General features: G+C 63.0%; 11 protein-coding genes. 10 read left to right on the forward strand and 1 reads right to left on the reverse strand.

Going from position 1 to position 11,272, the window contains the following annotated elements; translation table 11 throughout:
* The first annotated feature begins 5 nt into the window (after window positions 1–5).
* The 10 genes from ACM6IK_RS17620 to ACM6IK_RS17665 all read left to right on the forward strand — a co-directional run bounded on the left by ACM6IK_RS17620 (window position 6) and on the right by ACM6IK_RS17665 (window position 9,741).
* Window positions 6–887, forward strand: a complete 882-nt coding sequence (locus ACM6IK_RS17620; protein WP_414875358.1) for a CoA transferase subunit A — start codon at window positions 6–8, stop codon at window positions 885–887.
* Window positions 888–898: 11 nt separating this feature from the next.
* On the forward strand, window positions 899–1,687 hold the full coding sequence (locus tag ACM6IK_RS17625) for a CoA-transferase subunit beta (protein WP_414875359.1): 789 nt from the start codon (window positions 899–901) through the stop codon (window positions 1,685–1,687).
* Between the two features lie 23 nt (window positions 1,688–1,710).
* Complete coding sequence (locus ACM6IK_RS17630; RefSeq protein WP_414875360.1) at window positions 1,711–2,583, forward strand: enoyl-CoA hydratase; 873 nt, start codon at window positions 1,711–1,713, stop codon at window positions 2,581–2,583.
* Between the two features lie 2 nt (window positions 2,584–2,585).
* Window positions 2,586–3,653, forward strand: a complete 1,068-nt coding sequence (locus ACM6IK_RS17635) for an NAD(P)H-dependent flavin oxidoreductase (RefSeq protein WP_414875361.1) — start codon at window positions 2,586–2,588, stop codon at window positions 3,651–3,653.
* A gap of 30 nt (window positions 3,654–3,683) precedes the next feature.
* Window positions 3,684–4,439 carry an enoyl-CoA hydratase family protein gene (locus ACM6IK_RS17640; RefSeq protein WP_414875362.1) on the forward strand — a complete coding sequence of 252 codons (756 nt, stop codon included), beginning with the start codon at window positions 3,684–3,686 and terminating at the stop codon, window positions 4,437–4,439.
* Between the two features lie 10 nt (window positions 4,440–4,449).
* On the forward strand, window positions 4,450–5,616 hold the full coding sequence (locus ACM6IK_RS17645) for an acyl-CoA dehydrogenase family protein (protein WP_414875368.1): 1,167 nt from the start codon (window positions 4,450–4,452) through the stop codon (window positions 5,614–5,616).
* A 10-nt stretch (window positions 5,617–5,626) separates the two neighbouring features.
* On the forward strand, window positions 5,627–6,682 hold the full coding sequence (locus ACM6IK_RS17650) for an acyl-CoA dehydrogenase family protein (protein WP_414875363.1): 1,056 nt from the start codon (window positions 5,627–5,629) through the stop codon (window positions 6,680–6,682).
* Window positions 6,683–6,839: 157 nt separating this feature from the next.
* On the forward strand, window positions 6,840–7,988 hold the full coding sequence (locus ACM6IK_RS17655; protein ID WP_414875364.1) for an acetyl-CoA C-acetyltransferase: 1,149 nt from the start codon (window positions 6,840–6,842) through the stop codon (window positions 7,986–7,988).
* Window positions 7,989–8,150: 162 nt separating this feature from the next.
* The gene (locus ACM6IK_RS17660; RefSeq protein WP_414875365.1) at window positions 8,151–9,026 is read left to right on the forward strand and encodes an SDR family oxidoreductase; all 876 of its coding nucleotides are present in this window, start codon (window positions 8,151–8,153) and stop codon (window positions 9,024–9,026) included.
* A 205-nt stretch (window positions 9,027–9,231) separates the two neighbouring features.
* On the forward strand, window positions 9,232–9,741 hold the full coding sequence (locus ACM6IK_RS17665; RefSeq protein WP_414875366.1) for a DUF1993 domain-containing protein: 510 nt from the start codon (window positions 9,232–9,234) through the stop codon (window positions 9,739–9,741).
* A 169-nt stretch (window positions 9,742–9,910) separates the two neighbouring features.
* On the opposite strand, the gene sstT is transcribed toward ACM6IK_RS17665, so the two are convergent.
* Window positions 9,911–11,143 carry a serine/threonine transporter SstT gene (sstT, locus tag ACM6IK_RS17670; RefSeq protein WP_414875367.1) on the reverse strand — a complete coding sequence of 411 codons (1,233 nt, stop codon included), beginning with the start codon at window positions 11,141–11,143 and terminating at the stop codon, window positions 9,911–9,913.
* Window positions 11,144–11,272 lie beyond the last annotated feature (129 nt).

Genomic DNA, 11,272 nt, shown 5'->3' on the forward strand with positions numbered 1-11,272 from the left:
AGACGATGGACAAGCAAATGAGCACCGCCGAGATTGTCGGCCAACTGCGTGACGGCATGACTATCGGTATTGGTGGCTGGGGTCCGCGCCGCAAGCCGATGGCGCTGGTGCGCGAGATTCTGCGCTCGGATCTCAAGGACTTGACCGTGGTTGCCTATGGCGGTGCCGATGTCGGCATGCTCTGCGCGGCCGGCAAGATCAAGAAACTGGTGTTCGCCTTCGTGTCCCTGGATTTCATTCCGCTGGAGCCTTACTTCCGCAAGGCGCGTCAGGAAGCGGCGCTGGAAGTGATGGAGATCGACGAAGGCATGCTGTTGCTCGGTCTACGGGCGGCGGCGATGAATGTGCCATTTATTCCGACGGCGGTGGGCCTGGGCACCGATGTGCTGCGCCACAACCGCCAGATCAAGTTGATCGCCTCGCCCTATGCCGACGGCAAGGACTGGGTGGCGATGCCGGCGCTGAAGCTCGACGCGGCGCTGGTGCATGTCGACCGCGCCGACAAACGCGGCGTGTGCCAGATCAGCGGTCCGGATCACTACATGGACGACCTGTTCGTGCGGGCCGCGACCCACAGCTACGTGACCTGCGATGAGCTGGTCGACAGCGAGCATTTCCATCAGGACGCAGCCCATGCGCATCAAGTGTTCTGGGAGCGCAACCTGACGACCGCCGTGGCCCACGTGCCGGGCGGGGCACATCCGTCTTCCTGCGCGCCGCTGTACGGTTTTGATGTCGCGCACTTCAAGGCCTACAACGCTACGGTCCAGGCGGCCGATGGCTGGCAGGGTTACGTGCACGACTACGTCGACTGCACCCACGAACAGTATCTGGAAAAGGTCGGCGGCCTGGCTGCGATCCGTGAACTGCCGTTGCCGATTTTCTAAGGAGCCTTTCGATGAGCACTACTGATTACAGCCTTGCTGAGTTGATGATTTGCGCGGCCTCTGAAGCCTGGCGCGAAGACGGCGAAGTGTTGGCTTCCGGCATCGGCGTGATCCCGCGCCTGGCGGCGTCGCTGGCGATGCTGACCAGCAATCCGCAACTGCTGATGACCGACTCCGAAGCCTACATGGTGGCCGAACCGGTGCCGTTGGGCGCGCGCAAAGGCTACGAGCCCAAGCGCGACAGCTGGATGGGTTTCTCGCGGATTTTCGACAACGTCTGGGGCGGCAAGCGCCATGCCCTGGTCGGCCCGACCCAGATCGACCGCTTTGGCCAGGCGAACATTTCCTGCATCGGCGACTACACCAAACCCAAGGCGCAGATGCTCGGTGTGCGCGGCTTTCCCGGCAACTCGATCAGCCACGCCAACTCGTTTTGCGTGCCGAGCCATAACCGCCGGGTGTTCGTCGAAGGCGAGGTCGATATGGTCGCCTCGGTCGGTTACAACCCGGCCCGCCTGGCCCGTGGCTGGTCGCTGGACGACATCGACATCCGACTGATCATCACCGACCTCTGCGTGCTGGATTTCCAGGGTCCGCAGCGGCAGATGCGCATCCGTTCGCTGCACCCCGGCGTGACGGCGGCGCAAGTCCAGGACAACACCGGGTTCGAGCTGCATGTGCCGGATGACTGCCCGACCACGGCAGCACCGACGGCCGAGCAGTTGCAGCTGATCCAGCGCCTGGACCCGCACAACCTGCGCGCCCTGCAACTCAAAGACAACCCGCCAGGCCAACGCTGAGCAACGCGTTGCGGAGAAAAGTGATGGCTGAAGATAACGATAACAATCAGGCCCAGGTGGTGCTGTACGAGGTGCGTGGCGCGGTGGCACTGGTCACCATGAACCGCCCCGAGTTCCACAACGCGCAGAACTCGCAGATGACCTATGCGCTGGACGCGGCGTTTCGCCGGGCCTGCGATGACGATGAAGTGAAGGTCATCGTGTTGCGTGGCGCCGGCAAGCATTTCTCCGCCGGGCATGACATCGGCACCCCGGGCCGCGACGTCGACAAGACCTTCGACCGCGCCAGCCTGTGGTACGACCATGTGAACAAACCGGGCGGCGAGTTTTTGTATGCCCGGGAGCAGGAAGTCTATCTGGGCATGTGCCGCCGCTGGCGCGAAATGCCCAAGCCGACCATCGCCATGGTCCAGGGCGCGTGCATTGCCGGCGGGTTGATGCTGGCCTGGGTCTGCGACTTGATCGTTGCCAGCGAGGATGCCTACTTCGCCGATCCTGTGGTGCGCATGGGTATTCCCGGGGTCGAGTATTTCGCCCATGTGCATGAACTCAATCCGCGCATCGCCAAGGAATTCCTGTTCCTCGGCGAGCGCATGCCGGCACCGCGTGCCTATCAGATGGGCATGCTCAATCGGGTGGTGACTCGCGACGAGCTGGAACAACAAACCCTCGAGATCGCCGGGCGCATCGCCCAGATGCCGCGCCTGGGCCTGCAACTGAGCAAGCAAGCGGTGAACAACGCCGAAGACCTGATGGGCAAGCGCGCGACCATGGACATGGTGTTCGGCCTGCATCACTTCGCCCATGCCCATAATGAACTGGTGTCCGGCGACCGCCTCGGCGGCTACGACGCCAAGGCCATGGCCAGTTCCCAGCGCAAAACGGGCGAGGCGTGAACATGGCGATCTCGTTGAATACCCGCTTGACCGAACTGCTCGGTTGCCGCTACCCGATCATCCAGACCGCCATGGGCTGGGTCGCCGACCCGAAGCTGGTGGCGGCCACGGGCAATGCCGGTGGTTTCGGTTTTCTCGCCGGGGCGACCATCGAACCGCAGCGGATGGAAGCAGCGATTATCGAGACCCGGCGCCTGACCGATCAGCCGTTCGGCGTGAACTTCCATATGTACCAGGCCAATGCCGGCGAGATCGTCGAGCTGGTGTTGCGCCACAAAGTCCGGGCGGTCAGCTACAGCCGCTCGCCGGGCAAGCAAATGATCAGTCGCCTGAAGGACGCCGGCGTGGTGTGCATCCCCACGGTGGGCGCGCTCAAGCATGCGCAGAAAGCCGTGGAAATGGGCGCCGATGCGGTGACCGTACAGGGCGGCGAGGGCGGGGGACACACCGGTTCCGTACCGACCTCGATGCTGCTTGATCAGGTGGTCAATGCCGTGTCGGTGCCCGTGGTGGCGGCCGGTGGCTTCAAGGACGGCAAGGGGCTGGTTTCGGCTTTGGCCTACGGCGCCGAAGGCATCGCCATGGGCACGCGTTTCCTGATGTGCGCCGACAGTCCGGTGCCCCAGGCGACCCTGGCGCGTTACCTGGCGGTCAAGGATCCGGCGGCGATCATCATCAGCCGCGCCATCGACGGCATGCCACAACGAATGATCCGCAACGAATTGCTCAACCAGCTGGAAAACAGCGGTGGCCTCAAGCGCCTGTTGCTGGCGTTGCAGAGTGGCCTGGCCTACCGCCGCCATACCGGCATGAGCCTGACGCAACTGTTGAGCAGCGCGCTGAAGATGCGCGGCAGCGGTGAGCTGACTGCCGCGCAAAGCATCATGGCCGCCAACGCGCCGATGGTGATCCAGAAAGCCATGGTCGACGGGCAACCGGCCGCCGGCGTGTTGCCCGCCGGGCAGATCGCCGCCTCCATCGACAGCTTGCCCAGCTGCGCCCATTTGATTGAACAGATCGTCCGCGACGCCGAAGCGCGCCTGGGCGAGCTGTGCCGCCGTGTGTCGTGAAGGGGCCATGCATTGTGAAGGAAGGAAACCATGAAACCATTTAGCGTCAGCATCGAACACGGCATTGCCGAACTGGTCTTCAACCGACCACCGGTCAATGCTTTCAATTGCCAGGGCTGGGCCGATATCGCCAGCGAGATCGAGAACCTGGGCCGCAACAGCGACGTGCGGGTGATCGTGATCCGTGCCGAAGGTCGCGGCTTTTGCGCCGGGGTCGATATCAAGGAGCTGGCCGCCGACGGCAATCTGATCGTCGCGGTGAACAAGGGCAACTACGACAGCTTCAAGGCGATCCACCGCAATCCGAAACCGGTGATCGTGGCCGTGCACGGCTTTGTGCTGGGCGGTGGCATCGGCATCTGCGGCGCCGCCGACATCATCGTCGCGTCCGAGTGCGCCACCTTCGGCGTGCCGGAAGTGGATCGTGGGGCCATGGGCGGCGGTGCGCATTTGCAGCGCCTGTTCCCGGTGCAGAAAGTCCGCCACATGTACTTCACCGGCGAGGCCATCGACGCCGCCGAGGCTTACCGCCTGGGCGCGGTGGAGCGGGTGGTCAAGCGCGAAGACTTGCGCGAAGCGGCGTTGCAGATCGCCCGCACCATCGCCGCCAAGAGCCCCGGCATGATCAGCCTGGCCAAGGAGGCCCTGAGCGGCATCGAAGACGGCAATCTGGAAGACAAATACCGCTGGGAGCAGGGCTTCACCCTCGAAGCCTACCGCTCACTGGACTCTCAGGAAGCACGCGACTCGTTCGTCGAGAAACGCGATGCCCGATTCAACGGCTGAAGGCATACCCATGGACCTGACCTATACCCCGGCCCAGCAGGCCTTTCGTGCCGAGGCACGGACCTGGCTGGCGGCCAATGTACCGAGTGAACCGCTGCAATCGTTCGACACAGAACTTGGCTTTGCCGAGCACCGTGCCTGGGAAGCCAAACTCAACGAAGGCCGTTGGGGCATGGTCACCTGGCCGACCGAACTTGGCGGGCGTGGCTGCGACCTGATCGAGTGGCTGATTTTCGAGGAGGAATACTACCGTTCCGGGGCGCCGGCACGGGTCAACCAGAACGGCATCTTCCTGCTAGGCCCGACCCTGATGGAATATGGCAGCGAAGAGCAAAAGGCGCGATTCCTGCCGCGCATGGCCACCGGCGAAGACATCTGGGCCCAGGCCTGGTCCGAGCCGGGCGCCGGTTCCGACATGGCGGCGATCCGTTCCAAGGCAGAGCGGGTGGGCGACCACTACGTGATCAATGGCCAGAAAACCTGGTCGACCCGTGCGGTGTGGGCGGATTGGGCGTTCGGTATTTTCCGTACCGACGCGCAGTCCCAGCGCCATCACGGGCTGACCTTCATCCTGTTGCCGCTGGACACGCCGGGCATCACTGTGCGGCCGATTCCGCAGCTCAATGGCTTGCCAGGTTTCGCCGAGATCTTTTTCGACGACGTCAGGGTGCCGGTGGAAAACGCTCTCGGTGGCGAAGGTATGGGCTGGCACGTGGCGATGTCCACCGCCGGGTTCGAGCGCGGTTTGTTGCTGCGTTCACCGGCACGCTTCCAGGAAACCGCCAAGCGTCTGGTGCAGTTGTACCTGGCCAACCGCGAGCAGGCCGACCGTGACCCGGCCATTGGCGAGGCCGTGATGCGCGCCTGGCTCGATGCCGAGGCCTACACCCTGAGCACCTGCATGACCGCCTCGAAACTGGTGCAGGGCGGCAAGATCGGGCCGGAATCGTCGACCAACAAAATCTTCTGGTCGGAACTCGACCAGCGCATGCACGACACCGCCATGAGCATTCTCGGCCTGCGCGGCGAATTGCTGCCGCAAGCCCCGGCCGCCGGTGACGTCGGCCATTGGCTGGAAGGTTTCCTGTTTGCCCAGGCCGGGCCGATCTACGCCGGCACCAACGAGATCCAGCGCAACATCATTGCCGAACGCATGCTCGGCATGCCGCGTGCCTGAGGAATAGACCATGGACTTTAGTTTCAGCCGCGACCAACTGCTGTTTCAGGACAACGTCCGCAGCTTCCTGATCAACGAAGTCACCCCGGAACGCATCCGCGAACTGTGGCAGAGCGACGGCGGACGCAGTGAGCAGCTCTGGGCGCAACTGGTGGAACTCGGCCTGACCGCCCTGACCGTGCCCGAGGCGCAGGACGGCATGGGCATGAATGAGCTGGATTTCGTGCTGATCGCCCAGGAATGCGGTTACGCCGGGCTGCCCGAACCGTTGGTGGACACCATGCTGGTCGGCGTGCCGTTGCTCGCCGCACTGGATGAGCAACACGCGCCACTCAAACAAAAATGGCTGTCGCGAGTGGCCGAGGGTCGCGCGCGTCTCGCGGTTTCCGAGCCGGGTAATCCGCTGGTCAGCGATGCCCATGTCGCCGATCTGCTGTTGCTGGCCCATGGCGATGAGGTACATGCGCTGGAGCGTGATGCCGTGCGCCTGACCCGCAACGAATCGGTTGACCCGAGCCGTCAGCTGTTCCAGGTCGAGTGGACGCCAACGCCTGCCACCTGCGTTGCCAGCGGTGAGCAGGGCCGACGCCTGTGGGCGGCCGCCTTCAACCGTGGCGCTCTTGCCGGTGCCGCGCAATTGCTCGGGCTGGCCAAACGCATGGTCGACCTGGCGGTGGACTACACCTTCGAGCGCAAACAGTTCGGCAAACCTGTGGGCTCGTTCCAGGCGGTCAAGCACTTGATGGCCAACGTCGCGGTGCAGATCGAGTTCGCCAAAGGGCCGCTGTATCGCGCCGCCTATGCGGTCGCAGAGCAGCAAGCCGATCAGGACGTATTCGTCTCCCACGCCAAACTGGCAACGGCGGAAGCGGCCATGCTCGCCGCGAAGAACACCATCCAGGCCCACGGCGCCATGGGGTACACCTGGGAAGTCGACTTGCACCTGTTCATGAAGCGCGCCTGGGCACTGGACAAGGTCTGGGGTGATCGCGGCCTGCACAAAGGGCGGATTCGCGCGGCGCTGTTCAATGGCAACCCCTCGCTGGGTGCGGGCAGTACGTTCTAACCAGTCAAAAGGGTGACCAAGTCCCTGTGGGAGCGAGCTTGCTCGCGATGAGGGCGTGTCAGTCGACATCAAAGTTGAATGACCCACCGTAATCGCGAGCAAGCTCGCTCCCACAGGTTATCGGCGCCTGATTTCAATTTTTTCACCGAGGTAGACCATGCCTGAAGCTTATATCGTCGACGCCCTGCGCACGCCCACCGGACGGCGCAAGGGTGGTCTGAGCCAGATCCACGCCGCCGATCTGGGCGCCCATGTATTGCGTGCGCTGGTCGAGCGCAACGACATTCCCGACGAGGATTACGACGACGTGATCTTCGGCTGTGTCGACACCATCGGTCCCTTGGCCGGTGACATCGCCCGCACCAGTTGGCTGGCGGCCGGCCTGTCGCAATCGGTGCCGGGCACCACCATCGATCGCCAGTGCGGTTCGTCCCAGCAAGCGGTGCACTTCGCCGCGCAGGCGGTGATGAGCGGCACCCAAGACGTGGTCATCGCCGGTGGCGTGCAGACCATGACCCAGATCCCGATTTCCTCGGCGATGATCGTTGCCGAGCCCTTGGGCTTCACCGATCCGTTCAGCGGTTCCGAAGGCTGGGTGCGGCGCTACGGCGCACAACCGCCGACCCAGTTCCGTTCGGCGCAGATGATCGCCGAAAAGTGGGACCTGTCCCGGGCCCAGCTTGAAGCCTATTCGCTGGAGTCCCATCGACGTGCTTTGCAGGCCATCGAGCAAGGCCGCTTCAATCGCGAGATCGTGCCACTGGCCGGCGTGATGCATGACGAAACGCCGCGCCAGACCAGCCTCGAAAAAATGGCCGAGCTGGAATACCTGTTCGGTTGCGACCGGGTGACCGCGGCGGTGTCGAGCCAGACCTGCGACGCGGCCAGCGCGATGCTGATCGTTTCAGAAACGGCGCTCAAGCGTTACGGCCTGACGCCACGGGCACGCATCCATCACCTGAGCGTGCGCGCCGAAGATCCGATCTGGATGCTCACCGCACCGATCCCGGCCACCGCCTACGCGCTCAAGCGCGCCGGTATGAAACTCGAAGATATCGACCGGGTGGAAATCAACGAAGCCTTCGCCTCGGTGGCCATGGCCTGGTTGAAAGAGACGGGCTATCCCCATGAACAGACCAACGTCAACGGCGGCGCGATCGCCCTCGGCCATCCGCTGGGCGCCACTGGCACTCGTTTGATGTGCACTTTGCTCCATGAGCTGGAACGCAGTGGCGGTCGCTACGGCATGCAGACGATGTGTGAGGGCGGTGGTCAGGCCAACGTGACGATTATCGAACGTTTGTAAAGCAGGGTGCACACCGATCCTGTAGGAGCGAGCCTGCTCGCGATGGACTCAAGAACGACGCGGTTATCCAGATACCCCGCGTATTCGTTAACGACCATCGCGAGCAGGCTCGCTCCTACAGGGGATTGTGTCAACCAGTGATGAATTTGAAGGATGTAGAACATGAAAATCTGTGAAAACCGCGTCGTGATCATCACCGGTGCCGGCGGTGGTCTGGGCCGCGCCTACGCGCTGGCGTTCGCCGCCGAAGGCGCGAAAGTGCTGGTCAACGACATCAACCGCGAAGCGGCGCTCGCCGTAGTCGGCGAAATCCTCGGGCAGGGCGGCAGCGCCGTGGCCAACAGCGACGACATCACCCGCTATGACTCGGCGGGGTTGATCGTGCGCCAGGCCATCGAAACCTTCGGCGACCTGAATGTGGTGGTCAACAACGCCGGCATCTGCCGCGACCGTATGTTCGCCAGCCTCAGCGAAGCCGACTGGGACGCCGTGGTGGCCGTGCACCTGAAGGGCCACTTCTGCATTTCCAGCCACGCCGTGAAGTACTGGCGCGAGCAGGCCAAGGGTGGCGCCAAGGTCGATGCGCGGATCATCAACACCAGTTCCGGCGCCGGCTTGCAGGGCTCCATCGGCCAGTCCAACTACGCGGCGGCCAAGGGCGGTATTGCCTCCCTGACGCTGGTGCAGGCGGCTGAACTGCGCCGCTACGGGATCACCGCCAACGCCCTGGCGCCGGCCGCGCGCACAGGGATGACCGAGCAAGTGTTCGCCGACACCATGAAAAAGCCTGAAGAGGGCTTCGATTACTTCGCTCCGGAAAACGTCGCGCCGCTGGTGGTGTGGCTGGGCTCCGAGGCTTCCGCCGAGGTGACCGGGCAGATGTTCGAAGTCGAGGGCGGCAAGTTGTCGATCGCCGACGGCTGGCGCCGTGGTCCGCTGCTGGATCGCCAGGGCCGCTGGGCGGTCGGTGAGATGGGCGAAGCGATTGCGCAGCTGATGACTCAGGCCGTTCCGGCGGCGAAGGTTTACGGCAGCTGAAAAAGAACGGTCTCGGGAGGGCGGCGCACGGCTATAATCGGCCGACGATTTAAAAGTCGATGATTTGTGGGAGCGAGCTTGCTCGCGATGAACTCCAGCGCGACGCGTTTATTCAGACAGAACGCATTATCGTTCACGTCCATCGCGAGCAAGCTCGCTCCCACAGATTACCCGCGATCCCTCCAGTCACCACACGAGACCTGCCATGACCATTTCCCTGTACGACGCTTCCATCCCTGTTCTCCAGCAAATGCTCAACGCCCTCAGCGGTGTGCTGAAAAAGGCCGAAGCCCACGCCACCGAGAAAAACATCGACCCGAACGCGTTCCTGCAAGCGCGCCTGTTCCCGGACATGTTCCCGCTGGTGCGTCAGGTGCAGATCGCCGTTGATTTCGCCAAAGGCATTTCTTCGCGTCTGGCCGAAGTCGAACTGCCGAAGTACGACGACACTGAAACCACCTTCGCTGAGCTGCAAGCACTGATCGCCAAGGTTCTGGCCTACATCGGCGAGTTCACGCCAGAGCAGATCAACGGCAAGGAAGGCATCGAGATCGTGACCCGTCCGGGCACGCCTAAAGAGAAGCGCTTCACCGGCCAGGCTTACCTGCTGACCTACGGCCTGCCGCAGTTCTTCTTCCACGTCACCACCACTTACGCACTGCTGCGCCACAACGGCGTGGAAATGGGCAAGCGCGACTACATGGGCGCGTTCTAAACCGTCCAGGTACAAAAAAGCCCCCGCAACCTCAGGCTGCGGGGGCTTTTTCATGTGTACGCGGTCTCCTGTAGGAGTGAGCCTGCTCGCGATGGCGATATAACTTTCAACATTGATGTTGACTGATCCACCGCTATCGCGAGCAGGCTCACTCCTACAAGGATTTGTGTCAGGCCAGACGCTCGGCTTTCTGCTCTTCACCCAGGCAAGCCGCCGCGGTGAACAGCACATCGGTGGACGAGTTCAGCGCGGTTTCCGCCGAGTCCTGCAATACGCCGATGATGAAACCGACCGCCACCACCTGCATGGCGATTTCGCTCGGGATGCCGAACAGGCTGCATGCCAGCGGAATCAGCAACAGCGAACCACCGGCCACACCCGAAGCGCCGCAGGCGCAGATCGCTGCGACGACACTCAGCAGAATCGCGGTCGGAATGTCTACCCTGATGCCAAGTGTGTGCACGGCCGCCAGGGTCAGCACGGTGATGGTGATCGCCGCGCCGGCCATGTTGATGGTCGCGCCCAGCGGGATCGATACCGAGTAGGTGTCTTCGTGCAGGCCCAGACGCTTGCTCAACTCCAGGTTGACCGGAATGTTCGCTGCCGAGCTACGGGTGAAGAACGCCGTGATGCCACTCTCACGCAGGCAGGTCAGCACCAGCGGGTACGGGTTGCGACGCAGTTTCCAGAAAACGATCAGCGGGTTCATCACCAGTGCCACGAACAGCATGCAGCCCAGCAGCACGGCCAGTAGGTGGGCGTAGCCGATCAGGGCGCCGAAACCGGAGGTGGCCAGGGTCGAGGCCACCAGGCCGAAGATGCCCAGCGGGGCGAAACTGATCACCAGGCGCACGATTACCGTCACGCCGTTGGACAGGTCGCCCAGCACTTCACGGGTGGTGTCGCCGGCGTGGCGGATGGCGATGCCCATGCCGATCGCCCAGGCCAGAATGCCGATGAAATTGGCGTTCATCAGGGCGCTGACCGGATTATCGACCACGCTCAGCAACAGGCTTTGCAACACCTCGCCAATCCCGCCTGGCGCTGTAACCGCGACGTCCTGGGTCGACAGCACCAGGCTCGACGGGAACGTCATGCTGGCAACCACCGCCACCACGGCCGCGGCGAAAGTGCCCAGCAGATACAGGAACAGAATCGGCCGGATATGGGTTTCCTGACCGTGCTTGTGGTTGGCAATCGACGCCATGACCAGCACGAACACCAGAATCGGCGCGACGGCTTTCAGCGCCGAGACAAACACTTTGCCGATGAACGCCGTGGACTTCGCTGAGTCAGGGGCAAACAGGGCCAGGGCAATGCCGGCGATCAGGCCGATCACGATCTGTGTGACCAGGCTCAAGCGTTTAAGGCGTTGCAAGAGAGAAGGGGATGAAGCAGTCATAAAACGGCATCTCTGATTTTTTATAAGTGCGAGGTTTCGCCGCGCTTGCAGCAACGAACAGGGCAGGCCGCAGGCAGGAAACCGAGAAGGAAACACAGGGTGTAGAACGCCGCAATCCTTGTGGGAGCG

This window comes from Pseudomonas sp. IT-196MI5, assembly GCF_949767415.1.
Taxonomy (GTDB): domain Bacteria; phylum Pseudomonadota; class Gammaproteobacteria; order Pseudomonadales; family Pseudomonadaceae; genus Aquipseudomonas.

What these genes read in the sequence shown, in the direction of transcription:
- ACM6IK_RS17620 (WP_414875358.1), top strand. Translation starts at nt 6, where the DNA reads ATGGACAAGCAAATGAGCACCGCCGAGATTGTCGGCCAACTGCGTGAC.
- ACM6IK_RS17625 (WP_414875359.1), top strand. Translation starts at nt 899, where the DNA reads ATGAGCACTACTGATTACAGCCTTGCTGAGTTGATGATTTGCGCGGCC.
- ACM6IK_RS17630 (WP_414875360.1), top strand. Translation starts at nt 1,711, where the DNA reads ATGGCTGAAGATAACGATAACAATCAGGCCCAGGTGGTGCTGTACGAG.
- ACM6IK_RS17635 (WP_414875361.1), top strand. Translation starts at nt 2,586, where the DNA reads ATGGCGATCTCGTTGAATACCCGCTTGACCGAACTGCTCGGTTGCCGC.
- ACM6IK_RS17640 (WP_414875362.1), top strand. Translation starts at nt 3,684, where the DNA reads ATGAAACCATTTAGCGTCAGCATCGAACACGGCATTGCCGAACTGGTC.
- ACM6IK_RS17645 (WP_414875368.1), top strand. Translation starts at nt 4,450, where the DNA reads ATGGACCTGACCTATACCCCGGCCCAGCAGGCCTTTCGTGCCGAGGCA.
- ACM6IK_RS17650 (WP_414875363.1), top strand. Translation starts at nt 5,627, where the DNA reads ATGGACTTTAGTTTCAGCCGCGACCAACTGCTGTTTCAGGACAACGTC.
- ACM6IK_RS17655 (WP_414875364.1), top strand. Translation starts at nt 6,840, where the DNA reads ATGCCTGAAGCTTATATCGTCGACGCCCTGCGCACGCCCACCGGACGG.
- ACM6IK_RS17660 (WP_414875365.1), top strand. Translation starts at nt 8,151, where the DNA reads ATGAAAATCTGTGAAAACCGCGTCGTGATCATCACCGGTGCCGGCGGT.
- ACM6IK_RS17665 (WP_414875366.1), top strand. Translation starts at nt 9,232, where the DNA reads ATGACCATTTCCCTGTACGACGCTTCCATCCCTGTTCTCCAGCAAATG.
- sstT (WP_414875367.1), bottom strand. Translation starts at nt 11,143, where the DNA reads ATGACTGCTTCATCCCCTTCTCTCTTGCAACGCCTTAAACGCTTGAGC.